Raw genomic sequence first — 24,489 nt, forward strand, 5'->3', positions numbered from 1 at the left:
CGCTCCCAGGAGCCGCAGGGTCCGCCACCACCCACCCGTTTCGGCCCCAAAACCGCATCCGACGGCCCGGATTCCGGTCGACTGAGGCCCATCCGCTAAACTTGGCGGGTAAGAGCCCCAAATACTCCATCCGGAGTGAGGGGCGTTCTCATGCGCGGCAGCGGCTCCTTGATGTGCAGTCTGTCCGGGGCTTCCGCCGCATCGAATGGGGGAGGATCCCATGCCAGCAATTGTGATCGTCGGAGCCCAGTGGGGCGACGAAGGAAAAGGCAAGGCTACCGACCTGCTCGGCGGCCGCGTGGATTACGTGGTTAAGCCGAACGGCGGCAACAACGCCGGGCACACCGTGGTCGTCGGCGGGGAGAAGTACGAGCTGAAGCTGTTGCCGGCCGGCATCCTGTCCCCCAACGCCACCCCGATCATTGGCAACGGCTGCGTGGTCAACCTGGAAGCCCTCTTCGAGGAGATCGACGGGCTCGAGGCCCGCGGCGCGGACACCTCGCGGCTGCGCGTCTCCGCCAACGCCCACCTGGTGGCCCCGTTCCACCAGACCATGGACAAGGTAACCGAACGCTTCCTGGGCAAGCGCGCCATCGGCACCACCGGCCGCGGCATCGGCCCCGCCTACATGGACAAGGTGGCCCGGTTGGGCATCCGCGTCCAAGACGTGTTCGACGAATCGATCCTGCGGCAAAAGGTCGAAGGCTCGCTGCGGCAGAAGAACGAACTGCTGGTCAAGGTGTACAACCGCCGGGACGTGCACGTTGAGGAGGTCGTCGAGTACTTCCTCTCCTTCGCCGAGCGGCTGCGCCCGATGGTCATCGACTCCACCTACGTGCTGAACAAGGCGCTGGACGAGGGCAAGGTCGTGCTGATGGAGGGCGGCCAAGCCACCTTCCTGGACGTGGACCACGGCACCTACCCGTTCGTGACCTCCTCCAACCCGACCGCCGGCGGCGCGTCCGTGGGCTCGGGCATCGGGCCCACCCGGATCAACCGTGCCGTGGGCATCATCAAGGCGTACACCACCCGCGTGGGCGCCGGTCCGTTCCCCACCGAGCTGTTCGACGACATGGGCGAGTACCTGCAGAAAAAGGGCGGGGAGTTCGGCGTGAACACCGGCCGGCCGCGGCGCTGCGGCTGGTACGACGCCGTGCTGGCCCGCCACGCCGCCCGGGTCAACGGCTTCACGGACTACTTCGTGACCAAGTTGGACGTCCTCACCGGCATCGAACAGATCCCGGTCTGCGTCGCCTACGACGTGGACGGCATCCGGCACGACGAGATGCCGATGACCCAGACCGAGTTCCACCACGCCAAGCCGATCTTCGAGTACTTCGAGGGCTGGACCGAGGACATCACCGGCGCCAGGACCCTGGAAGACCTGCCGGAGAATGCCCGCAACTACGTGCTGGCGCTCGAAAAGCTCTCCGGCACCCGGTTCTCCGCCATCGGCGTTGGCCCGGACCGCGACCAGACCATCGTGGTGCGGGACCTGATCAGCGAATAGCAGGACCAACGACGGCGGTGCGTCCGGTTCGCCGTCGGGCCGTCACCGCTGGATGACGACGGCGGGGCGCGGGGCTAAGGCCTCAACGGACACCAACAGATGACGACGGCGGGGGCCCGGGCAGCGATGTCCGCGCCCCTGCGCCCGCCTCGGGCCGCGGATCGCCGACGCCATCCTGGCCGGCCCATGAGTGCCGGGATCTGCCCTGCTGGCTACGGGATGTCTTCGCGGCAAGCGTGTTCCTGCCCCCGCCTGTCGCGGGGCAGGGCCGCGGCGTAACATGCTCGTCATGGCGGACGACGAACTTCTCCACCGCACGGCCGAGCTGGCGGCAAAATACCTGCAATCCCTGCCCGGACGACCCGTGAAATCGGGGCTGGATGTGGATGCCCTGCGCCGCGAGCTGGCGGGAAAACTGCCGCGGCAGGGCGAAGATCCGCAGGCGGTCATTGAGCACCTGGCCGACGTCGGCGGGCGGGCTGCCGTGGCGATGGCAGGTCCGCGTTACTTCGGCTTCGTGATTGGCGGCGCCCAGCCCGCAGCGCTCGCCGCCGACTGGCTGACCTCCACCTGGGACCAAAACGCCGGGCTGTATGTGGCCGGCCCGGCCGCCTCCGTGGTGGAAGAGGCAGTGGGCGCCTGGCTGCTGGACCTGTTCGGGCTGCCCGCGGATTCCGGCTTCGGCCTGGTGACCGGCTGCCAGATGGCCCACTTCACCTGCCTGGCTGCGGCACGGACGGCAGTGCTGGAACGGATGGGCTGGGACGTGGTGGGCGACGGCCTGTTCGGCGCGCCGGAGATCGCCGTCGTCGTAGGGGAAGAAGCCCACAGCACCGTGCTGACCGCGCTGCAGTACCTGGGCTTGGGTCGCCGCAGGGTCTACTCGGTGGCCACCGACGCGCAGGGCCGCATCACGCTGGACTCGCTCGACGCCGTGTTGGACCGGATTCCCGCCGACATGCCGCTGATCGTCAACCTGCAGGCCGGCAATGTGAACACCGGGTCCTTCGATCCCATGCGGCCGGCGGTGGACCGTGTACGACGCCGGGACGGCGCCTGGATCCATGTCGACGGCGCGTTCGGGCTGTGGGCAGCCGCCAGCCCGGAGCACCGGCACCTGCTCGACGGCGTGGACCTGGCCGACTCGTGGGCCACCGACGCGCACAAGTGGCTCAACGTCCCGTACGACTCCGGCGTCGCCATTGTCCGCGACGCCGAGGTGCACCAGCGCACCATGTCCCCGCCGCATGCCGCCTACCTGGAGTACGGGGCCGAACGGGACGAGGTTGCGTGGGTGCCGGAGTTCTCCCGCCGTGCCCGCGGCTTCCCGGCCTACGCCGCGCTGCGGACGCTCGGCCGCGAGGGGGTGGCGGACCTCGTGGGGCGCTGCTGTTCGCTGGCATCGCGGATGGCCAGGCGGCTGGCCGAGGCGGACGGCGTGCAGATCCTCAACGAGGTGGTGCTCAACCAGGTGCTGGTCCGGTTCACGCCGGAGGACGGCTCGGACCCGGACGACTTCACCCGCGAGGTGGTCCGCCGGGTGCAGGAGGACGGAACACTCTGGCTCTCGGGGACCACGTGGCACGGCCAGGCCGCCATGCGGATCAGCGTCAGCAACTGGTCCACCACGGAAGAAGACGCCGACCGCTCCGTCGAGGCGATCCTGCGCTGCGCCGCTAGCCGCTGACGCCGACCGGAGTGCCGGATAACTCGGCAAGCCGCCGGCATTGCAGGGCAGGCCCGGATTGCCGGGGCACTCCGCGAGTCAGCAAAAGGGGTGGCGCCGGTAACCACTGAGCCGGTGCGCCGCCGTCGGGCTATGGATCCTCTGCGTTCCTCGAAGCGCCGCCGTCGGGCTGTGAATCCTCCGCGTTCCTCGAAGCGCCCGGCGAGTTGGTCTTAGGTAGGCTGGAAGGACATACACCGCCATCAAGACGGGAGCGCATCATGAAGATCAGCGTCGGACAGCTTAACCCCAGCGGGGACGTGACCGAGAACCTCCAGACGGTGCGCTCGCTCGCGGAAGAAGCCAAGGCCGACGGCGCCGAGCTGGTCGTGTTTCCGGAGGAATCGATGTTCACCGTGCGCCACGTCGAGGGCGACCTGGCCGCGGCCGTGGACGCCAACTGGACCAAGTTCGTGCAGCAGCTGTCCTTCATCGCCGCCGAAGTCGGCATCGCGATCATCGCCGGCGGCTACGAATCCAGCGGCGAGGAACGGCCGTACAACACGCTGGTGATCGTCGACGCCACCGGCCGGATCGTCGACACTTACCGCAAGCTTCACCTCTACGACGCGTTTTCGTATCAGGAGTCCAAGCGCATCAAGCCCGGCGACGGCGGCCTGAAGATCGTGCAGCTGGGCGACCTGAACTTCGGGGTGCTCACCTGCTACGACCTCCGATTCCCCGAGCTCGCCCGCGCGCTGGCATCGGAGGGCGCCGACGTACTGTGCGTGCCGGCCGCCTGGTTCAAGGGTGACCACAAGATCGACCACTGGGAAACGCTGCTGCGCGCCCGTGCCATCGAGAACACCTGCTGGGTGGCCGCGGCCGGCACGTCGAGCACCAGCACCGTGGGCCATTCGGCGATTTTGGACCCGATGGGCATCCCGAAGGGCTTCCTGGACGACGAACTCCGCGGCGTGGTCACCGTTGACGTGACCAGGCGCCGGATCGACGAAGTGCGCGAGTTTTTGCCGGTGCTGAAAAACCGGCGGCTCACCAGCACGGTGGAGATCGTCTCGGCGCACTGATGCTGCGGGTCGGGCGGCGGCAGGGGGGGGCGGCCGGGGGCGGCCGAAAATATTTTCGAGAAAGTTTTCTCCCAACCCGTAACTTTTCCGTATCCGGCCGCGATTACGTAGATGAGGAAGCCGCGCCAGAGCTTAACCCCCCAACAAGCTCTGGCGCGGCTTCTGTCACCCAGTGGCCGTGATGTGTTGGCGGCGGTGAGCCTCCGGCTCGTGGGTGCGAAAAGAGTCCAGGCCCCGGATTTCTCCGAAGCCTGGACTCTTACTGGTTGAGGCGGTTATTTACCGTCCGGTCCGAAAGGACCAGTTGGTGGCCGACAGCCGGTTGCCCGAGGCATCCTTGATGCTGCTGCTCAGCTGAACCTTGTAGCTGGCATTGGCCTTCAGGTTGCTCGACGGGTTCAGGGTTGCCGTCTTGGTGCTCGAGTTGTAGCTGATCCTGGCCGAAACGGTCTTGCCCTTGCTGTCGACCAGCTTGAAGCTGGACCCGCTGACTCCGGAGACAGCCTCGCTGAACTTCACGTACACGTTGCCGCTCCGGCTGACCGACGTGGCTCCGGCTGCCGGCGTCCGCTTGGACACCGTGGGGCGGCTTTCCGTCGTGAAGCTCCAGCTGGAGGCCGCCAGGCGGTTGCCGTTGACGTCCGTGATGCCGTTGCTGAGGCTCACCGTGAAGCGGGTGCTGCTCGGCAAAATCGCCGTGGGAGTCACGGTGACCGTGCGCTTCGCAGAGTTGTAGCTGACCGTCGCCGGTACAACCGTGCCTGCGGCGGTCTTCAGCGTGACCGTGCTGGTGCTGACGCCTCGGACCGGTTCGCTGAACGTCACCGTCAGGTTCCCATTGGTGGCCACGTTGGTGCCGTTCACCGCCGGGGTCCTTCCGGCGATGGCCGGTGCGGCTTCGGTGGAGAAGCTCCAGGTGGTGGCCGTGATCGGGTTACCCGAAAGGTCCCGGATGCCGCCGGTCAGCTGCACCGTGTAGGTGCGGTTGGCCAGCAGGTTGGCGGGGTCGAGGGTAGCCGTCCGGGTCGCGTCGTCGTAGCTGACGGTTGCGGTCACTGCCGTGCCGGCCGCGTTGGTGACCCGGAAGGCGGTGCCGTTGACTCCGGTGACCGGTTTGCTGAACGTGGCGGTGATGTTGCTGTTGGTGGCCACGTTGGTGGCGTTCGCCGCCGGGGTCCGTTCGGTGATAACCGGTGCGGCCTCGGTGGTGAAGCTCCACGTGGTGGCCGTGATCGCGTTACCCGAAAGGTCCCGGATGCCGCCGGTCAGCTGCACCGTGTAGGTGCGGTTGGCCAGCAGGTTGGCGGGGTCGAGGGTAGCCGTCCGGGTCGCGTCGTCGTAGCTGACGGTTGCGGTCACTGCCGTGCCGGCCGCGTTGGTGACCCGGAAGGTGGTGCCGTCGACTCCGGTGACCGGTTTGCTGAACGTGGCGGTGATGTTGCTGTTGGTGGCCACGTCGGTGGCGTTCGCCGCCGGCGTCCGTTCGGTGATAACCAGTGCGGCCTCGGTGGAGAAGTTCCACGTAGTGGCCGGCAGGGCATTGCCCTGCAGATCCCGGATGCCGCCGGTCAGCTGCACGGTATAGGTGCGGTTGGCCAGCAGATTGGCGGGGTCGAAGGTAGCCGTGCGGGTCGCGTCGTCGTAGCTGACGGTTGCGGTCACTGCCGTGCCGGCCGCGTTGGTGACCCGGAAGGTGGTGCCGTCGACTCCGGTCACCGGTTCGCTGAAGGTGGCGGTGATGTTGCTGTTGGTGGCCACGTTCGTGGCGTCCGCGTCCGGGCTGCGCCCGGTCACCGATGGAGCCGGTCCGGCAGTGGTGAACGACCAGCTGGTGGCAGCGAGTGGGTTGCCCGCCGCGTCCCGGATGCCGCTGGTGAGCGCAACGGTGTAGACCGTGTCGATCGCCAGGTCCGCCACCGGGTCGAGCGTCGCCGTTCGGGTCACCGGATCGTAGGTCACGGTGGCGGCGGTCGGTGCCGTTGCTTCCGCGGCCGTCAGCGTGGCCGTCGTCCCGGAGATCCCCTGGACGTCCTCGCTGAAGGTTGCCGTGATGTCGACCCCGACGGCCACGCCGGTTGCCCCGTCAGCAGGAGCGCGGTCCGTCACCGTGGGGGCTTCGGTATCCGTCAGCTCGATGGTCTGGTCGGCAAACCGGAGGCGCTCGACATTGGTGATGGTGTCGGTGCCGTCGTCCCCGCCGCCGCGGACGTGCGCGACGGTCGTGACTCCGTCGACGGTGGTGATGTCGTATTCATCGAGCGCGCCGGAGAAGTTGGCGGTGTCGACGTCGGTCGAAGCCGCACTGTTGAGAATTTCCCGCACGATGGCGACGTCGCCCGGGTCGATCCGGCCGGCCATAATATCGGCCTGGATGGTCTTCAGGCTGGTGACTGACCGCAGTTCAGCGCCCTGAGCGTCGCGTACGCTGAGCCGCACGTTCAGCCACTTGTCGCCGTCGATGACGTCATCCGCGCCGTTGCCCCAGATCTGGTCGCTCCCGGAGCCGCCGATGATGATGTTGCCGGCGCCGAACTCGGTGGCACCGGCGGGCAGCAGCTCGGCCAGGCCGGTAATCCGCTTGATGCCCTCGGCGTCCAGCACATTGCTGAGGCCGGGGACCGCCACCTCGTTGTCGGGCTCGGCCGGAATCACGTCATCGCCGCGCAAGACGTCGTCCTTGTCCCAGCCGGAGAGGGCCTCGACCAGCAGGAACCGGTCCTTGAGCGCGTTCGGACCCTCCACGACGATCATGCGCATATCGGAATCGGCTGCTTCGACCGACCGGGCGTGGGTCACCCAGTCGAAGCCGTAGACGCCGTGATTGCGCTCGATCCCGGGACCGGCGACCATGACGTCGTTACCGCCCTCGGCATCGTAGTCGTCCTCGCCGCTGTCGCCGATGAGGACGTCGTGGCCGGGGTTGTTGATGTCGTCGAAGAACGGGGCACCGCTGTCGCCCTGGAGCAGGTCGTTCGCGTTGCCGCCTTCTTGCCAGTCATCGCCGCCGCCGCCGAACACCGTGTCCGGTCCGTCGCCGGCTATCACGAGGTCATTGCCCTCGCCGGCGAAGGTCTGGTTGCCGTTGAGCCCGCCGTTGGAGAAGTCGTCTCCGTCGCCGGACATGATCCCGTCGAGTCCGGGACCGGCGTCCATCGCGTCGTTGCCCGGCCCGCCCTTGATCACGTCGTCCCCGTGGGAGTCGGTGATCCGATCGTTGCCGGCGCCGCCCAGGAGGGTGTCCGCGCCGTCGTTGCCTTCGATGATGTCACTGCCGCCGTTGCCCCAGACGGTGTCGTTGTCGACGCCGGCCCAGATCCGGTCCGTCCCGTCTGCGCCGCCGGCATCGTCCTTGCCGTTGTAGGTCGCCTGGGCGTTGAGGCCCGGGCGGTCCACGCTGTTGGAGACGCGGTAGCGGATGGTGCCGTCCGCCATGCGGAGCAGCAGTGCTGACTCGTCGCAGGCCGAGGCGGGATCATCGGCCACATTGTTGCCCGTGGTGCCGGTGATGTTGCCCATCTCGAACTCACAGTCGGCGACGCCGAAGACGTCGGCCTTGAGCGCGGAAGCGTCGGTATTGCGCATCACCAGCTCGGCCATGGAGTTGCCTTCGAGCTGGGCCCGCAGGTTCAGGCCCGAGGTGCGGGACAGGTAGTAGAGACGGTCACCGTCCTGCAGGTCCGTCATCTGGCGTTCGAAGATGTAGTTGAAGGTGGAGCCGAGCAGCCCGCCGAAGAGATTCTGGGCTTCGGCCAGGCCCCCCACCCACAGATCGACCGTGTCCAAACCGGTCCTGGAGGCGGCGCCGTCGTTCTCCCACTCCCCGTTGCTGTTGACGAAATCGTAGGCATCGGCCGGAGTTTCGGCCGCCGGGTCGGGGCTCATGTCGAAGAGTTTCTGCGCCGCCGCGCGCTTGGCCTCGATGCTCGTCGCCCCGGTGATGCTGGGGTGCGTGCCGTAAGCGGCCATAAAGTTGACCACCGAATCCGGATGCTTCAGCGCCTGCCCGAAGTCCACCCAGCTGCTGTAGGGCTTCAGGGACGACTCGCTGGTCTTCGCGTAGAGGTCCTTGCGGAAATTGTTCAGCGCCGGGACGCCGGTCTCCCGGCCGCGGGCGATGTTGAGCGCGGCCAGGTCCAGGGGCAGCCCGAGCACGCTGTTGCGCAGCGTGTCGGTGACGAACTCGTCGAGCTCTGCGCCCACCTGGTCGGTCATGCCCATCGCGATCGCGCCCGCCGCCTGCTCCGGGGTCATCGTGCTGTTCCCGTTGGCGTAGTAGGCCGGCGGATTCAGGAACGCGTCCAGCAGCGGGAGGCCGATGTCCGCTCCGCTGTTGGTCTTCCGATCCACGGTGTCCGTCAGCATGGAGTGACCGAACCGGTAGGTCGCGTGGGCGAACTCCGCCTCGATCGCCGGGTCGATGGCCGTGTCCGACTGGGTGAAGACGTTGAACGGATTGATGCCCGGCTGGATCTTGCGAGCGAAGTCCTCGAAGACGATGTGCTGGTACTCCATCTCCGTCACGAACCGTGCGGCCTGGAAGAGGCGCTCCCCGTTCCATTCGCCGTTGGGCAGCTTCCACTCGTTCAGGTCCAGGTTCAGGGACGTCAGCAGTTCTTCCATGTAGGTGACCAGCCGGTTGTGCTCCGAGTGGAAGACCTGGTGGACGGCGGTGAGGCCGATGTTCTCGTTCAGGCGGCCGTCGCCGCCAACGAAGTGCGCGTCGAGCATTTCGTCGTCGTAGGTGCCCGGGTCCTGCCGGCCGCTGGTGGGCGTGATGCCGCCGTCCCCGTCGGGTGTCAGGGCCGCGCCCCGCGAGTCGAACGGTGCCGCGAAGTGGGAGATGTCGTCCAGGAACGCGATGCCGATCCGCTGGACATCCGCCGGCGGCGCGACGGGGTTCTCCAGGTTCCCTTCCACGAACTGCTTGTCCTGCGTGATGTACTGCGGCAGCCCGTTGGGGCCGCGCAGGAAGCGCCCGTACTGGTCGGTGGCCAGCATCGGGATGTTCACGACGTCGGCGTCGGAGAGCTTCAGGCCGAGCATGGACTCGGCCTGTGCCTTGATGTCCGCCCAGGTGGCCATGCCGCCGGGTTCGCCTTCGGCCAGTTCGCCGGTCGAGACCGGGTCGCCGTCCTCGTTGAGCTCGTACTCCCGGAGAAAGACGTGATGGGACGGATTCGAGGAGTAGGTCTGGCTCTGGTCAACCCACGGAGAGTCCGTGTTCGTGGCGTCCTGGACGTCGTCGTCGGTGCCGAGCTTGCCGTCGGGTCCGGGCTGGTTCTCCGCCCGGTTGAGCAGCATGAAGTTCGTGGGCGATCCCTCGACGTACAGCGGATCGTCCTTGGCCAGCGGCATCATGACGACGTTGCTGGTCTTCTTGGTGAAGTCGATCCCGTGGTCGAAAAACTGGCCGAAGAGGGCAAAGAAGCCGTTGTATGGCGGCGAGAGCCCGAAGTCGGTGGTGACATTCGGGATGTCGAGTGTCTCGCCGTCGGGAACACAGTTCAGGGGCAGCCCCTCGTCGTCGCAGGGGACGGCCGTGGGGCCGTCGTTCACCGTCCGGTGCGCCTTGCCCGCCGCGGCGATCGCGGCCGGATTGGTGGAGGTCTGGTCCACGATGACGTTGCTGACGAAGCGCGGGTCCGCGTCCCGGATCATCGGAACATTGACCGACTTATACGACTGCCCGCCGGCGGTGGTCCGCCATTCCGGTTCTGCCAGCCGCGGGAAGGGCAGGCTGGCGGCGCCGAAGTGCCCTTGGTTGGGCATCAGGTTGTTGTCGGACCCGTCCACCGTGCGCAGCCCGTAGGGCAGCAGCGGATTGGCTATCTGGTTGGGGCCGGGGCCGAGGAGCGGCTGGCCCGGCACGGGTTTGCCCTCGGCGTCTTCCTTGGTGGCGTGGTTTTCCGCGATCTTAATTTGCTTCAGGATGAACCGCATGTCCCCGGCATTGAGGGTCAGGCCTTGGCCTACCGGCGCTGCCAACGCCGCGGGGGCGAGGGCGGAGGGCAGCACGCCCGCGCCCAGCACCAGCGCGGCGAGCCCGGCCGTGACTTTCCGGGGGAAGGATGGCCTCCCCTTGTGGGCACGTTCGGTGCCCCTCCTCGGTTGTAAATCGGTTGGTGCAGTAAACACGGTGACTCCCCCTAGTCGAGTGATGTGTGGCTGGCCACAGCATCCGACGAGGACCTTGGGGAAATCCTTGAAGGCTCTTTCCGTCTACTTCCGGGCAGGAAAAAACCCGCCCCTTGTCCCCGGGCCTCCACGTGGAAGGCCGGGGGACAAGGGGCGGGCTTTTCGGGGCGGGCGCGGCCTCGCGCAGGCCGGCCCTCCGCCGTCGTTAGTACAGTGGGGCTCTGCCGGTCGGGGAAGCGGCCTCGCGCCCGCCTAGGCGGTCAGCTGCCGCTTGGAGGAGATCACTCCGGTGTCGAAGCCGGCCAGGTGCAGGCCGCCGTGGAAGCGTGCGTGCTCGATCTTCACGCAGCGGTCCATCACCACGTTCAAGCCGGCGGCCTCGGCCTGGGCCGCGACCTCCTCGTGCCAGGAGCCCAGTTGCAGCCAGAGCGTCTTGGCGCCGACGGCCAGGGTTTCCTCCAAAACGGTGGGCAGGTCGTCGTGCCTGCGGAAGACATCCACCAGGTCCGGCACCTCGGGCAGGTCCGCCAGCGACTTGTACACCGGCTGACCCAGGATCTCCTTCGCCACCGGGTTCACGAAATACACCTTGTACGGCGAGCTGGACAGCAGGTACGTGGCCACGAAGTAGCTGGCCCGGCTCGGCTTGTCCGAGGCGCCGACAATGGCGATGGATTTGGTGTTGCGCAGGATGTTCAGACGCTCCGCGGCGGACGGGCCGATCCAGGTGCGTTCCGGTGTCGCGGTCACTTGGCGGCTCCTTCTTCGGCTTCGATCAGTTCTTCGACGGACTCGACTACGCGCGTTCCGGGCTCTGTCCGGGGGGAGCGCTCCGCCGGGATCGTGCAGGACTCGCCGGCATAGCTGGGCGAGGCGAACTCGGAGCTGTCGAACGCGGCGTCCTCATGGTCGCGGCTGGGGCCGTGCTCGGCGCCGGCCTGCTGCGAGGCGGCCAGCGCCTGGTCCAAATCCCAGAGAATGTCGTCCACGTCTTCCAGACCCACGGAGATGCGGATCAGGTCCTCGGGCACGCCGGCAGCCACCAGCTGGTCGGCGGTGAGCTGCTGGTGGGTGGTCGATCCCGGGTGCAGCACCAGGGTGCGGGCGTCGCCGATGTTGGCCAGGTGGCTGGCCAGCTGCAGCGATTCGATGAACTTCTGGCCCGCGGTGCGGCCGCCCTTGACGCCGAAGCTGAACACGGAGCCCACGCCCTTGGGCAGGTACTTCCGGCCCCGCTCGTAATGCGGGTGGGCGGGCAGGCCGGCGTAGCTGACCCAAGAGACGCGCTCGTCGGCTTCCAGCCACTCGGCCACGGTGCGGGCGTTGGCCAGGTGCTCGTCCATCCGCTGCGCCAGCGTTTCCACGCCCTGCAGCAGCTGGAACGCGGACTGTGCCGACAGCGACGGGCCGATGTCGCGCAGCTGCTCGGACCGGAGCTTGGTGAGGAAGCCGTACTCGCCGAAGTTGCCCCACCAGGACACGTTGCCGTAGCTGGGCACCGGCTCGGTCATCTGCGGAAACTTGCCGTTGCCCCAGTTGAAACGGCCGGATTCGACGACGACGCCGCCCAGGGTGGTGCCGTGGCCGCCCAGGAACTTGGTGGCGGAGTGGATCACGATGTCCGCGCCGTGCTCGATCGGGCGGATCAGGTAGGGCGTGCTCAGGGTGGCGTCCACGACCAGGGGGAGCCCGGCGTCGTGCGCCACCGCGGCCAAACCGGCGAGGTCCGCGATGTCGCCGGACGGGTTGGCCACGATCTCGGTGTAGACGGCCTTGGTGTTCTCCCCGATGGCCGCGGCGAAGTCGGCCGGGTCGTTGGAGTCGACGAACGTGGTCTCCACGCCGAACCGGCGCAGCGTCACGTCCAGCTGGGTGATGGTGCCGCCGTAGAGCTTGGACGAGGCCACGATGTGGTCGCCCGCCCCGGCCAGGGCCGCGAAGGTGATGAACTCGGCGGCCATGCCCGAGGATGTGGCCACCGCGCCGATGCCGCCCTCGAGCGAGGCGATGCGCTCCTCGAACGCGGCGACCGTGGGGTTGCCGATGCGGGAGTAGATGTTGCCGTACTTCTGCAGCGCGAAGAGGTTCGCGGCGTCGTCGGTGTCTTTGAACACGAACGACGTGCTCTGGTAGATCGGTACGGCCCGGGCACCGTGCTCGGCGTCGGGCGTGCCGCCGGCGTGCAGGGCACGGGTGCGGAAACCGAATGTGCGTTCAGCCATCAGGCGGTTGCTCCTTCAAAACTTGGGTTCCCGGAATGACGGTCCTGGCGGCACCGTGCAGGCACCGTCCGGATCAAAGATTGCTTGCGCTCTCTCCATCGCTTCTGGCGGTAGCACCTTTCCGGTGGCGTCCGGATGGTTGCTGCGGTGTCAAAGAGCCAGATCTCTCAACCGCTCGGGATGGTCTCGTCCATTCTCGCAACCAACGGCCGCGGCACCAAAAAATGTTGAGCCGCGTTGCGTCCGGGCTGTGGGCGCCCGGGCCCTGAGGCGGCACGCCGTGCGGTTGCCCGGGCTTGCGGCGGCCCGGTACGACGGCGGTGCTCGCCTTCGCCGCCCGGCCTCGCGAACGCTTTGGACGTTCGGAATTGCGGACGACGCCTCGCTGTTTGTCCGGCCTGCGAATGCCCGGCACGACGGCGGTGCTCGCCGCGCGTCGGAGCCACGACCTTCGCCGTACCGGCGTGACGAACGTTCCCGGGTCCGGACAGTTCACCGTAGATTGGGTCTATGGCTGAACTTTCGGCGCTGCAGCGCCTCGCGGGAAAACATGGCGTTGGCATTACCTTCCGCGGCTGGGATGGCGACGAGAAAACAGTCAGTGAGGCAACGCTGGTTTCCGTCCTCACCGCGCTGGGCGTCCCCTGTGCCACCGACGACGACGTGACGGCTTCCCTCCGGGCCGCTGAACTGGCACCGGTGCAGCGCACGCTGCCGCCCGCCGTCGTCGTCCGCCAAGGCACTGCCACCGAGGTTCCGGTCAATGCGCGGCGCGGCGTCCGTCCGCGGGTCCGGATCCTGCTGGAGGACGGCTCCCGGCGCGACGTCGAGGTGCTGGCCGGCGGGTCGGAGGATGCGGAAGGTGCCCCGCCTGTTCGTTTCACGGCGGTGGTGCCGGCGGACATCCCGCTGGGCTGGCACACGCTGGAGGTCGTGGAGCGGTCCGAGCCGATGGAGGCCGGGACCGGCGCGGCCCCGGAAATGCCGGAGGTGATGCAGGCCGGGACCGGCGCGGCCCCGGACCGGTCGGAATCGATGGAGCCCGGAACCGGCGCGGCCCCGGAGCCAACCGACAGCGAGGCGCGGTGCGCCCTCGTGGTCACCCCGCGGCGCCTGACCACCGCGGACCGCCTGCCCCGGACGTGGGGGTTGATGGCACAGCTGTACTCCGTGCGCTCGCGGTCCTCGTGGGGCATCGGTGACCTGCATGACTTGGCCAGCCTCGCCGAGACGGCCGCCGCGAAGGGCGCGGGCTTCGTCCTGATCAACCCGCTGCACGCGGCCCAGCCGAAACCGCCGGTGGAGCCCTCGCCCTACCTGCCCTCCACGCGCCGGTTCGTCAATCCGCTGTACCTGCGGGTCGAGGACGTGCCCGAAGCCCGCGGCATCCCGCTGGCCAACAACTTCCACGACGCGAACCTGGACGCCGGCATCCTGGACCGCGACCTGGTTTTTGCGGCCAAGCTGCAGGCGCTGGAAACGGTCTTCGCTGTGCCCCGGTCCGCGGAACGCCAGCAGCGGTTCGAGGCCTTCCGCGCGCAGGAAGGCGAGGGGCTGGAGCGCTTTGCCCTGTGGTGTGCCATGGCCGAAACTGTTCCGGCCGGGGCACCGGAGTGGTCGGATGCCGTGTTCATCGAAGCGCAGCGCAGCGAGCTGAAGGACCGCATCGAGTTCCATCAATGGCTGCAGTGGCTGTGCGACGAGCAGCTCGAGGCGGCGCAGGCCAGCGCCCTCGATGCGGGAATGAACATCGGGATAGTGCACGATCTCGCCGTCGGCGTCCATCCCACCGGCGCCGACGCCTGGACGTTGCAGGATGTGCTGACCCCCGGCATCTCCGTGGGCGCGCCGCCGGACATGTTCAACCAACAGGGCCAGGACTGGTCACAGCCCCCGTGGCATCCGCACCGCCTGGCCGAATCCGGCTATGTTGCCTACCGGGACATGCTGCGGACCGTCCTGCGGCACGCCGGCGGCATCCGGGTGGACCATATCCTCGGGCTGTTCCGGCTGTGGTGGATTCCCGCCGGCAGCCCTCCCGGCGAAGGCGCCTACGTGTACTACGATCACGAGGCCTTGATCGGCATCCTCGCCCTGGAAGCGGAACGGGCCGGCGTCGTCGTCATTGGTGAGGACCTCGGGGTGTTCGAGCCGGGCGTGCAGGACTACCTGGCCGAGCGCGGCATCCTGGGGACCTCCATCCTGTGGTTTGAGTACGAGGACGGCAGCCCCCGCGCACCCGAGCGCTACCGCCGTTCCTGCCTGACCAGCGTCACCACGCACGACCTGCCGCCTACCGCCGGCTACCTGGCGGGCAAGCACGTGGAGTTGCGTGAATCGCTGGGCCTGCTGAACCGGCCCGTGGAGGAGGAACGGGCTTTGGATCAGGCAGCCCAAGAGGCAGTGCTCTCCACGGTGCGCTCGCGGGTGCCGGCCGCGCCACAGCACGACGACGGCGCCGGCCCCGCCGCCGAACAACGCACCGTCGAGGCGCTGCACGCGTTCATCACGCAGACCCCGTCGGTACTGCTGGGCGTTGCGCTCACGGACGCTGTGGGGGAGCTTCGGACCCAGAACCAGCCGGGCACCGCCGACGAATACCCGAACTGGCGGATCCCGCTGGCCGGGCCGGACGGGGCGTCGGTCCTGATCGAGGACCTGGCCGCCAACGAGCGGTTCAACTCGCTGGTGCGCGCCCTGCGTCAGGACTAGGCGGGTCCACGCCGAGCCGGGAAGCCTCTCGCGGCCCCGCCGGAGGACTGGCAGGTTCAACTGGGCCGGGAAGTCTTCGGCGCCGGCGATGCAGTCCGTTCGCAGGTGTTCGGCGCCGCTTTTCATTGCCGGTCATCCGATGTCCACAATTTCGGGCCGGCAATGGTGGCGGCCGAAGGGCGCGGTCATCCTCGATTACATGCAGACTCCCGAAATGATCGCCAACTGGGTGGCGAAAAGAGGAGGAACAGCCCTCGTTAGGGACCTGCGCCGGGCGGGCATCGGACCGGATGCGATCAAGGTGGCGATCGCGTCGGGCGCCGTGACGTCCCTTCGACGGGGGCTAGTAGCCACTGCCAATGCGGATGCCGATCTGCGCATCGCGATGATGGCTGGCGGGCTCATCACCTGCGTCTCGGCCGCCGGGGAGCTGGGACTCTGGACAGTGAAAGACCCGCCCCAATTGCATCTCTGGGCGGACCATGGCAGACAACCTGAGACCGTGATCAAGCACCGTGGCAGGCTCGCAGCCGAGGGGAGGTGGGGTTACGTAGGGACCCTGGATTGTGTGCTGCACGCAATCCGCTGCCGGCCGCGCTTGGAGGCGCTGGTTATAGCCGAGTCAGCGGTACGCCTAAGACGGGTTTCGAAGGCAGAGCTTATGCAGCGTCTGCCGGGAACACGAAACAGCTTGCGGCGGCAGTTGGTGCAGGGCATAGGCCATGACGCCGACTCGCCGTTGGAGGTCATTGCCCGGGAACTCTTTCGCGCTGCCGGGCTCCACGTGGAAACACAGGTGCTGATCCGGGGACTCGGGCGGGTGGACATGCTGGTGGAAGGCTGCCTCATCATTGAGCTGGACGGATTCGACTTCCACTGGGATCGCGCGACCTTTCTCAAAGACCGGAGACGGAACAATGCGGGCATGCTCAGCGGGCTGCCTACCCTTAGATACGTTTACGAAGACTTGGTCTTCGCGCCGGAACGCGTTGTCGCGGAGGTCCTGACGATGCTGCGGAGGTCGGCCTGACGGACCAGCCTGGGTTCGCTCCCACGTATAGGACTAACTTCCCTCGTTTCGGAAGGGTCATATCGCCCTGACTAGGAGAAACGTCGTGAGCCTCCGCTGAGACGTGGGAGCGAACGGCCGGTGACGCCAAGCGGCCGGCCAAAACCTGGGGAGTTTTGGCCGGCCTCGGTGGCACGGCTGGTGAAGGCGGAAAACTTTACCGTGCGGCGCAGATGGCCTGGATCTGCACGATGCACGGTTCGTTCTGCAGGCTGGTCGTGTCGCCCAGCTCCGTCCCCTCGAACAACTGGGTCAGCAGCCGGCGCATGATCTTGCCGCTGCGGGTCTTGGGCACGTCGGGGACGAACACCACGTCGCGGGGCTTGGCGATCGGCCCGATCTGCGTGGCCACGTGGTCCCGCAAGGCCTTTACGGCTGCGGCCTCCGCGGCCGTCGGTCCCGCAACCCTCGTCCCGATCAGCGACTTGTCGCGCGGCACCACGAAGGCCGTGGCGGCATGCCCGGTCTTGGCGTCGTAGGTCGGGCAGACGCCGGCCTCCACCACCGCCGGGTGTGAGACCAGCGCGGACTCGATCTCGATCGTGGACAGCCGGTGCCCCGAGATGTTGATGACGTCGTCGGTCCGGCCCAGGATCCAGGTGTCGCCGTCGGCGTCGAAGCGGGCGCCGTCGCCGGCCAGGAACCAGCCCTGCGCCGCATACTTTTCCCAGTAGGACGTGAAGTAGCGTTCCGGGTTGCCCCACACGGTCCGGGCCATCGCCGGCCCGGTGCTGGTGACCACAATGTTGCCCTGCTCCCCGGCACCCACCCGGGCGCCGCCGTCGTCCACGATGTCCGTGGCCAGCCCCGGCAAGGCGCGGGTGGCGCAGCCGGGTTTGAAGGACGCATCGGTCTGGCGCGGCGAGAGCACGGTGGCCCCGGTCTCCGACTGCCACCAGGTATCCACCATCGGCACGCCCGACGAGGGGTCCCCGGCGACCAGCGAATCCCGCCCCACCTGGGTGCGCAGCCAGCGCCAGGCCTCCGGGTTCACGGCCTCGCCCACCGTGCCGCACAGGCGGATGGAGCTCAGGTCGTACTGGGCCGGAATGCCGTCGGGGAACCAGCCCATCAGCGACCGGACCAGCGTGGGCGCGGTGTAGTAACTGGTCACGCCGTAGCGCTCGATGACCTCGAAGTGCCGGCCGGGGTGCGGGGCGTTCGGCACGCCCTCGTAAATCACCTGCGTGACGCCGTTGCTCAGCGGCCCGTAGATCTCGTAGGTGTGCGCGGTGACCCAGGCCAGGTCCGCGGTGCACCAGTGCACGTCGTCCGCGCGCGCGTCCGGGTCCGGGTTGCTGAACAGGTACGAGTGGCTGAACGAGGCCTGGGTCAGGTAGCCGCCGGTCGTGTGGACCAGGCCCTTGGGCTGGCCGGTGGTGCCCGAGGTGTACATGATGAACAGCGGCGTCTCGGCGTCGAACGCCTCGGCCTCGTGGACGCGCGGCTGGGTCTCGACGACGTCGTGCCACCACACGTCGCGGCCTTCCACCCAGTTGATGTCCGTGTGGCCGGTGCGGTTGATCACCAGCACGTGTTCGATCGCGTTCTCGCCGGAAACCGCCGCATCCGCGTTGGCCTTGACCGGGACGGCGGTGCCCCGGCGGTACTGGCCGTCGGTGGTGACCAGGAGTTTGGCGCGGGTGTCCTCCACCCGGAACTTCAGGGCCTCCGCGGAAAAGCCGCCGAAGACCAGCGAATGCACCGCCCCGATCCGCGCGCAGGCCAGCGTGATCACGACGGTTTCCACCAGCACCGGCAGGTAGATGACCACGCGGTCGCCCTTGCCGACGCCCAGCGCCAGCAGCGCGTTGGCGGCCTGCGAGACCAGCTCCTGAAGCTCGCGGTAGGTCACCGTCCGGCGGTCGCCGGGCTCGCCCTCGAAGTGCAGCGCCACCTTATCGCCCAAGCCGGCTTCGACGTGACGGTCGGCGCAGTTGACCGCGGCGTTCAGCGTGCCGCCGTCGAACCAGCGCAGCTCGGGCCCCCGCCGCGCGGCGCTGTCCACGGAGGTGGCGGAGTGCGCGGTGTGCCACGGCTCGGCCCACTGAAGCCGGGCCGCCGCGCGCTCCCAGAACTCAATCCGCTCGGCCTCGGTCTGCGGCTCCGGCCATTCGGTCACCCGGTCGCGGTACGGCGCCGGCCCTTCCGGACCGACGACGGCGGTGCTCCCGGCGGCGCGGCGGCCGCCGGCGGTTTCGGCTACTTCTATGCCCATCTCTTGACTGCCCATTTCTCCGCGACTCCCAGGAGCGCGTCGGTGATCTTGCCGATGATGGCCAACAGGACGATGGCCAGCAACAGCCGGTCGGTGCGGCCGTTGTTCTGCGAATCCGTGAGCAGGAAACCCAGGCCCATGGAGGAGGCGATCAGTTCCGCCGCCACCAGGAACAGCCACGCCTGTGCCAAGGCCAGCCGCAGGCCGGAGAACACGGCGGGCACCACGGCCGGCAACTGCACGGTGGTCAGCAGCTTCACGCCCTTCAGCCCGAACGCGCGGCCGGCTTCCACCAGGTTCTTGTCCACGTGCCGCAGCGCCAGCGAGACGGTGGTGAACACGGGGAAGAACGCGCCGATCAGGATCAGCGTGACCTTGGAGTCCTCGCCGATCTTCATCCACAGGATCAGCAGCGGCACCCAGGCCAGCGACGGCACCGCGCGCAGCGCCCCGATGGTGGGGGAGAGCAGCACATCGGCCACCTTGGACAGCCCGATCAGCGCGCCGAAGACCAGGCCGAGGGCGGCGCCGAAGACGAAGCCGAGCAGCACGCGCTGCGTGGAGATGGCCACGTGCTGGGCCAGTTCTCCGCGCTGGATCAGGTCGACCGCGGCCTCGACGACGGCCGCCGGTGCCGGCAGTTGGACCGAGCTGAACAGGCCGGCGGAGGTGCTCCACTGCCAGGCGGCGAGCAGGGCGGCGGGCAGCAGCAGGCCAAGGAGCAGGCGTGCCCAGCCGTTGCCGAGCACCCCGGTCGGGGACCAACCGTTGGCGGGGGACTGCTGGGGTGAGGGGCCGTCCTGGTTCGGCCGCGGCACGCTTGCGGTTTTGAGGACGCCGGTGGCCGCGAGGCCTTCCTGGCTAGTGGCGTAAACGCTGGCGCCGGATGCTCCGGGATTGCCGAGGTGCGTCATCAGGATTCCTTGATGGCCGACGGATCGGCCTTCTTCACCAGCGAGTCGTCGAGCAGGGTGGCGAGGGCGTCGTCGATGTCGGCCTGGCTCTTCACGTCTCCGGTCTCGACGAACGCCGGGCCGACCTTCGCCAGCACCGCGCGCTGCTTCTCGCCCGGGGCCGCTTCAACGTTTAGGTTGCCGCGCTCTGCGATCACCTTGTTGGCGACCTCGAGGTCCAGGCCGGCGACATCGGCGAGGATCTGGGCGGTTTCCTCCGGGTTCTCGGCGGCCCAGGCTCGGGCCTTCTCGTACGCGTTCACCACGGCCTGGGCGACCTCCGGTTCCTCCTCCAGGAAGGACTCGGTAGCGTTCAGGAAGCCGTAGGTATTGAAGTCCAGGTTCCGGTAGAACAGTTCGGCGCCGTCTTGTTCGGCGCCGGCCATGATCGGATCCAGGCCGGACCAGGCGTCGACCGAGCCCTGCTTCAGCGCGGTCAAACCGTCGGCGTGCTGCAGGTTCTCGACGGTGACGTCGTCGGCGGAGAGGCCGGCCTCTTCCAGCGACTGGAGCAGGAAGAAGTAGGGGTCAGTGCCCTTGGTGGCGGCCACGGACTTGCCCTTGAGGTCCTCGACGGACTCGATGCCGGAGTCGGGCAACGCCACCAGGGCGGCCCATTCCGGCTGCGAGTAGAGGCTGATGGTCTTGATCGGCGAGCCGTTGGCACGGGCCAGCAGCGCCGCGGAACCGGCGGTGGATCCGACGTCGACCGCTCCGGAGCGCAGCGCCTCGTTGGCCTTGTTGGAACCGGCCGACTGCACCCAGTTCACCTCGACGCCGTCGTCGGCAAGGGTGGCCTCCAGCCAGCCCTTTTCCTTGATGACCAGGCTCAGCGGGTTGTAGGTGGCGAAGTCGATGTTGAGCACGCCATCGCCGCCGCCTTGGGCCGCGGTGGCTTCGGAATCCTCACCGGCAACGCAGCCGGTCAGGGCCAGCGAGACGGTGGCGGCAACGGCGGCAGCGCCGAGGAGCGGGCGGCGGGAGAAACGGCTGGCAAGAGACATGGTGGTTCCTTTGGACGGGGTGCGGAACAGGAGAAATTCCGCTACGGATGACTTTCGGGCGCGAACGGCCCAGGCATTGCGTGATTTGTGGGTGGCGAGGGCGGCCCTAATGGCCGTCGACGCCGAGGCTTTCGAGCAGCGAGCGGCGCATTCGGGCCAACTCGACCGAACCGCGGTCCCGCGGGCGGCTGCCGGGAACGTCGACGGTGCGCACGATCGTGGCGCCGTCGTCGTCGCGGCCTTCTTCCGTGCCGAGCACGATGATCCTGTCCGCCAGTTGCAGGGCCTCGTCCACGTCGTGGGTCACCAGCAGCACGGTGGTGGGTTCCGCCGCGTGGATATCGAGCAGCAGGTCCTGCATCTTGATCCGGGTCAGGGCGTCCAGCGCGCCGAACGGTTCGTCCAGCAACAGCACGCCCGGATTGCGGGCCAGGGCCCGGGCCAGGGATGCCCGCTGGGCCATGCCGCCGGAGACCTCGCGCGGCCGGTGCTTGGCGAAGGCGGCCAGCCCGACCAGGTCCAGCAGCCGAGCGACCTTGGACTTGCCCTGCTTGGCGCTGGAGCTCTTGGGCAGGCCGATGGCCACGTTGGCCTGCAGGGTGTGCCACGGCAGCAGCCGGGGTTCCTGGAACGCGACGGCGCAGCGGGAGTCGATGCCCTGGACCGGTGTGCCGTCGATTTCCACGGCGCCGGCGCTGGGCGCGTCGAGGCCTGCGGTGGCGCGGAGCAAGGTGGACTTGCCGCAGCCTGACGGGCCCAGGATGGCCAGCACCTCGCCGGGACGGACCTCGAAGTTCACGTCGCGCAGCACGGTGTGGGCCTGTGCTCCCGTGCCGAAGGTGCGGTTCAGGGCGCGAAAGGAAACGGCCAGCGCGGAGTCGGAACGGGCCGCGGGTGCAGCGGCAACGGGAGCCGCGTGGCGGGACGACGACAGTACGGCAGTCATGGGATCACTCCATCGATCCTGGCAGTAGCACCCTACGGATCAAGCCGTGCGGCCCGGCAATCGCCGGCCGTACCCGTGGCTTGTCACCTCGTTATCACCGGCAGCCTGGGTGGGCTTCCGATGACCAGGGTTGCTGCGGCGTCGTCGATCCAGGTCTCTCGGCCGCTCGGGATGGTCACCACCAACTAAACGGCACGGGCAGGGCTCCCGGCAAACTGCCCGTAATAATGACCCGTAACAAAGGCGGAATGACAATCTGCCGTAACAAAGACGGGAACCACTCGTGGGGGAACCCGCCGGGGAAACAGGCGCATCCCCGCTAACCATGGACGCAACTTCGGCTCAGTGGCAGGATGACCGCATGAAAATCAGCAGACAGATCATCGTGTTCGACGCCGCCGACCTCGCGGCGGAGAGCACCTTCTGGGCCGGCCTCTTGGACGGGACGGTCGAGGCCGAAGACGACTGGCACACGGTCATGGTGGACGGCGAATCGCGGCTGGGATTCCAGCTTGCGCCCAACCACATTCCGCCCGACTGGCCGGACGGGACGCCGCAGCAGATCCACCTGGACCTCTACATAGACGATCTCGCGGCCGCCCATGAACAGGCGACGTCCCTGGGTGCCAAGCTGCTGAAGCCGGCCGATGACCCGGCGTCCGCCTCGGGGTTCCAGGTGTACGCCGACCCCGCCGGACACCCCTTCTGCCTCTGCTGGGACGCGTAACGCCGGCCCGCCCTCTCGGGGTCATCACGACGGCGATGCCCCCGTTCGCTAGGGTGTCGCCGGCGTCGCTGCCTCCTTTCATAGCCAGCCGACGACGCCGCCGTCTCCTCCCGCCCATGTGCCGCCGATGTGGACGTTGCTCCCGGTGCGGGCCCGGCGGGGCGGTCAGTCAGGCGGGCGGATCCGCCGGGATGAGGACCGTGGAGAACAAACGGCGGTGCCGCCCCTCTTCAGGGCCGTTGGCCGCCACCTTCTCTGCGGCAGCCCTGATGGCGGAAGTGAAATCCTCGAACTCTTCGTCCGTCATCCAGAGGGCGGTCTGCCGGTAACCGGCCCCGTCGCGCACGAAGTCCGGATTCCCGCCGGCGATGTATTGGTCGAAGGCCCCCAGCAGCCCGGCCGCGAAGGCCATGAAGCCGCGCCGGTGGTCATCGGCCGTCATGGACGCCAGATCGTCCTCGGCCACTGAACTCCTGGCCACGTCCAGTCGAAAGGTGCGTTCGGTGGTGCCGCGAACCGGCCTCTCCTGGGCCACCGCCAGCACGCCGGCCTTGGAGAGGGTGCCTATGTGCCGGTAAAGCGTCGCGGTGGGAACGTCGGGGAGTTCGGCGGAGATCTCCGCCGTGGTCAGCTCACGGTTGCCCAGCAGCGTCTGGACGATCCGCAGGCGTACGGGGTGCAGGATCAGGTCGGCGCTCTGTGAGGAGGACATGGCTCCATGTTCTCACAGTTGACATTGTTCCTACAACTGATAATAATCGTACTGTCCGGTAACCCAGTGGGCGACCAAACGACCAAGACACGAGCAATAAACGACCCGAAGGGAGGCGCGGTGGCGGCGATAGTGGTGGAGAACAAGGAGGTTCTGCTGGAGCTGGACCGGTTCGAGAAAGTTGCGGGGCTGCTCGGCGACCAGCGATTCCCGCTGTCCGCGGTGACCTCCGTCCGGGTGCTCGCGGATGCGTTCGACGGCGTCCACGGCCTGCGGGCTCCCGGGCTTGCGATCCCGGGACGGACTCGGGTGGGAACGTGGCGCGGCCGCGGCAAGACCCTCGCCGTCGCCCGCCGCGGCACCCCGGCAGTGCAGCTTGACCTGGACGGGCAAAAGTACGCCCGGGTGGTCGTGTCGCTTCCCGATGCCGAGGATGTTGCGGCCCGGATCCGGAAGGCCGCCGGCCTGCCCGCCGGTCAGGCGTTCACCGAAGAAGTGGTCAGCTTTTCGTCCGGGACCGTTCAGCTGACGGGAACCTGGGCTGAACCGGCCGGAACGGTCCGCGGCGCCGCGCTGATCCTGCCGGGCTCGGGACCGATCGACAGCAATGCCGACCACAAACGGATGCCGTTGGGCATCAGCCGTGACTTGGCGACGGCACTTGCCGGCCACGGAATCGCTTCCCTGCGCTACGACAAGCGCGGTACCGGCGACTCGGAAGGCACCTTCTGGGCGGCCGGCTTCCGTCAGAACACCGACGACGCCGCGGCCGCCCTCCGCTGGATGGCCGCCCGGAAGGCCGCGGGCCTCCCGGTATTCCTGGTCGGCCACAGCGAAGGCAGCTACCACGCGGCGGCCGTGGCGGCAGAGCCCGGTACCCGGGTGGACGGGGCTGTGCTGCTTTCAGCCTCGGCGCAGACAGGCTTTGAGACAGGCAGGTGGCAGACGGCCCAGATCAGCGACTCGCTGCCCGCCTTCCCGCGCTTGCTGCTGAAGCTTTTCCGCCAGGACCTGGTCAGGGTGCAGGCGAAGTCGGTGGAAAAGCTTCGGGCCACCACCGAGGACGTGGTGCGCATGAAGGGCCGTAAGATCAATGCGCTCTGGCATCGGGAGTTCCTCGACTTCGACCCCGTTCCGAACTTGGAGCGCCTGCACATGCCTGTGCTGGCCATCACGGGCGCCAAGGACGTGCAGGTGGACTCGGCCGACCTGGACATCATCGCGGCCACCGTCCCCGGCCCGGTGACCACGAGGAAGATCGAGGACCTGTCGCACCTGCTGCGCCGCGACCCGAAGGTTCCGACCCTCTCCGACTACAAGCGCCAGATCCGCGAGCCCGTGGACGCTGAAGTGCTGGAACTGGTGGGGAACTGGGTGGCGGAGCACGCCGACGCAGCGGCGGCCCGGTTGGCCGGCTAGCCCCAAACCATCGACTGTTCAGCTGACGCCCTTAAACCGACGGTTTAAGGGCGTCTGCCCACTCCTCGATGAGGGCGGCTGAGGGGGAGAGGGCCAGCGGCGGTTCCG

At 68.1% G+C, this 24,489-nt stretch carries 15 protein-coding genes and 1 riboswitch; of the genes, 7 read left to right on the forward strand and 8 right to left on the reverse strand.

Translation table 11 applies throughout. The annotated features are described in order from the left end of the window. The first annotated feature begins 220 nt into the window (after positions 1–220). From AC5RVV_RS14120 to AC5RVV_RS14130, 3 genes are all read left to right on the forward strand, one after another. Positions 221–1,510: an adenylosuccinate synthase gene (locus AC5RVV_RS14120; RefSeq protein WP_493977214.1), complete on the forward strand. Its 1,290-nt coding sequence runs from the start codon at positions 221–223 to the stop codon at positions 1,508–1,510. A 289-nt stretch (positions 1,511–1,799) separates the two neighbouring features. Further along, positions 1,800–3,197, forward strand: a complete 1,398-nt coding sequence (locus tag AC5RVV_RS14125) for a pyridoxal phosphate-dependent decarboxylase family protein (protein WP_494002024.1) — start codon at positions 1,800–1,802, stop codon at positions 3,195–3,197. A 260-nt stretch (positions 3,198–3,457) separates the two neighbouring features. Then, a complete protein-coding gene (locus tag AC5RVV_RS14130; protein ID WP_494002025.1) occupies positions 3,458–4,264 on the forward strand; it encodes a carbon-nitrogen hydrolase family protein in 807 nt (268 codons plus the stop codon). A 279-nt stretch (positions 4,265–4,543) separates the two neighbouring features. On the opposite strand, the gene AC5RVV_RS14135 is transcribed toward AC5RVV_RS14130, so the two are convergent. The 3 genes from AC5RVV_RS14135 to AC5RVV_RS14145 all read right to left on the reverse strand — a co-directional run bounded on the left by AC5RVV_RS14135 (position 4,544) and on the right by AC5RVV_RS14145 (position 12,621). Further along, positions 4,544–10,399, reverse strand: coding sequence for an Ig-like domain-containing protein (locus AC5RVV_RS14135; RefSeq protein ID WP_494002026.1), 5,856 nt, complete (start codon positions 10,397–10,399; stop codon positions 4,544–4,546). Positions 10,400–10,651: 252 nt separating this feature from the next. Beyond that, on the reverse strand, positions 10,652–11,149 hold the full coding sequence (locus tag AC5RVV_RS14140) for a CoA-binding protein (protein WP_494002027.1): 498 nt from the start codon (positions 11,147–11,149) through the stop codon (positions 10,652–10,654). Further along, a complete protein-coding gene (locus AC5RVV_RS14145) occupies positions 11,146–12,621 on the reverse strand; it encodes an O-acetylhomoserine aminocarboxypropyltransferase/cysteine synthase family protein (protein ID WP_494002028.1) in 1,476 nt (491 codons plus the stop codon). Before AC5RVV_RS14145 ends, AC5RVV_RS14140 begins: the two co-directional genes overlap by 4 nt. Before the next feature lie 92 nt (positions 12,622–12,713). After that, positions 12,714–12,808, reverse strand: a riboswitch (SAM riboswitch). 323 nt (positions 12,809–13,131) lie between these two features. Here AC5RVV_RS14145 and malQ point away from each other — a divergent pair. Further along, complete coding sequence (malQ, locus tag AC5RVV_RS14150; RefSeq protein ID WP_494002029.1) at positions 13,132–15,333, forward strand: 4-alpha-glucanotransferase; 2,202 nt, start codon at positions 13,132–13,134, stop codon at positions 15,331–15,333. A gap of 88 nt (positions 15,334–15,421) precedes the next feature. Next, positions 15,422–16,363, forward strand: coding sequence for an endonuclease domain-containing protein (locus AC5RVV_RS14155; protein WP_494002030.1), 942 nt, complete (start codon positions 15,422–15,424; stop codon positions 16,361–16,363). A 196-nt stretch (positions 16,364–16,559) separates the two neighbouring features. Here AC5RVV_RS14155 and acs read toward each other — a convergent pair whose 3' ends face one another. The 4 genes from acs to AC5RVV_RS14175 form a co-directional block, all read right to left on the reverse strand. After that, on the reverse strand, positions 16,560–18,635 hold the full coding sequence (gene acs, locus AC5RVV_RS14160; protein ID WP_494002031.1) for an acetate--CoA ligase: 2,076 nt from the start codon (positions 18,633–18,635) through the stop codon (positions 16,560–16,562). Continuing rightward, positions 18,611–19,534 (reverse strand): ABC transporter permease, encoded by a 924-nt coding sequence (locus tag AC5RVV_RS14165; RefSeq protein WP_494002032.1) that lies wholly within the window; start codon positions 19,532–19,534, stop codon positions 18,611–18,613. The genes acs and AC5RVV_RS14165 overlap by 25 nt, the downstream gene beginning before the upstream one ends. Then, a complete protein-coding gene (locus tag AC5RVV_RS14170; protein WP_494002033.1) occupies positions 19,534–20,577 on the reverse strand; it encodes an aliphatic sulfonate ABC transporter substrate-binding protein in 1,044 nt (347 codons plus the stop codon). The genes AC5RVV_RS14165 and AC5RVV_RS14170 overlap by 1 nt, the downstream gene beginning before the upstream one ends. Positions 20,578–20,683: 106 nt before the next feature. Then, positions 20,684–21,523: an ABC transporter ATP-binding protein gene (locus AC5RVV_RS14175; RefSeq protein WP_494002034.1), complete on the reverse strand. Its 840-nt coding sequence runs from the start codon at positions 21,521–21,523 to the stop codon at positions 20,684–20,686. A 361-nt stretch (positions 21,524–21,884) separates the two neighbouring features. On the opposite strand from AC5RVV_RS14175, the gene AC5RVV_RS14180 reads away from it, so the two are divergent. Continuing rightward, positions 21,885–22,250: a VOC family protein gene (locus AC5RVV_RS14180; protein WP_494002035.1), complete on the forward strand. Its 366-nt coding sequence runs from the start codon at positions 21,885–21,887 to the stop codon at positions 22,248–22,250. 169 nt (positions 22,251–22,419) lie between these two features. On the opposite strand, the gene AC5RVV_RS14185 is transcribed toward AC5RVV_RS14180, so the two are convergent. Continuing rightward, the gene (locus AC5RVV_RS14185; protein ID WP_494002036.1) at positions 22,420–22,962 is read right to left on the reverse strand and encodes a helix-turn-helix domain-containing protein; all 543 of its coding nucleotides are present in this window, start codon (positions 22,960–22,962) and stop codon (positions 22,420–22,422) included. A gap of 66 nt (positions 22,963–23,028) precedes the next feature. Here AC5RVV_RS14185 and AC5RVV_RS14190 point away from each other — a divergent pair, with 66 nt between their 5' ends. Then, positions 23,029–24,381, forward strand: coding sequence for an alpha/beta hydrolase (locus tag AC5RVV_RS14190; protein WP_494002037.1), 1,353 nt, complete (start codon positions 23,029–23,031; stop codon positions 24,379–24,381). Positions 24,382–24,489: the final 108 nt, after the last annotated feature.

It is taken from the genome of Arthrobacter sp. MDT2-34-1, from assembly GCF_059091365.1.

What these genes read in the sequence shown, in the direction of transcription:
- AC5RVV_RS14120 (WP_493977214.1), top strand. Translation starts at nt 221, where the DNA reads ATGCCAGCAATTGTGATCGTCGGAGCCCAGTGGGGCGACGAAGGAAAA.
- AC5RVV_RS14125 (WP_494002024.1), top strand. Translation starts at nt 1,800, where the DNA reads ATGGCGGACGACGAACTTCTCCACCGCACGGCCGAGCTGGCGGCAAAA.
- AC5RVV_RS14130 (WP_494002025.1), top strand. Translation starts at nt 3,458, where the DNA reads ATGAAGATCAGCGTCGGACAGCTTAACCCCAGCGGGGACGTGACCGAG.
- AC5RVV_RS14145 (WP_494002028.1), bottom strand. Translation starts at nt 12,621, where the DNA reads ATGGCTGAACGCACATTCGGTTTCCGCACCCGTGCCCTGCACGCCGGC.
- malQ (WP_494002029.1), top strand. Translation starts at nt 13,132, where the DNA reads ATGGCTGAACTTTCGGCGCTGCAGCGCCTCGCGGGAAAACATGGCGTT.
- AC5RVV_RS14155 (WP_494002030.1), top strand. Translation starts at nt 15,422, where the DNA reads ATGCAGTCCGTTCGCAGGTGTTCGGCGCCGCTTTTCATTGCCGGTCAT.
- acs (WP_494002031.1), bottom strand. Translation starts at nt 18,635, where the DNA reads ATGGGCAGTCAAGAGATGGGCATAGAAGTAGCCGAAACCGCCGGCGGC.
- AC5RVV_RS14165 (WP_494002032.1), bottom strand. Translation starts at nt 19,534, where the DNA reads ATGACGCACCTCGGCAATCCCGGAGCATCCGGCGCCAGCGTTTACGCC.
- AC5RVV_RS14170 (WP_494002033.1), bottom strand. Translation starts at nt 20,577, where the DNA reads ATGTCTCTTGCCAGCCGTTTCTCCCGCCGCCCGCTCCTCGGCGCTGCC.
- AC5RVV_RS14175 (WP_494002034.1), bottom strand. Translation starts at nt 21,523, where the DNA reads ATGACTGCCGTACTGTCGTCGTCCCGCCACGCGGCTCCCGTTGCCGCT.
- AC5RVV_RS14180 (WP_494002035.1), top strand. Translation starts at nt 21,885, where the DNA reads ATGAAAATCAGCAGACAGATCATCGTGTTCGACGCCGCCGACCTCGCG.
- AC5RVV_RS14185 (WP_494002036.1), bottom strand. Translation starts at nt 22,962, where the DNA reads ATGTCCTCCTCACAGAGCGCCGACCTGATCCTGCACCCCGTACGCCTG.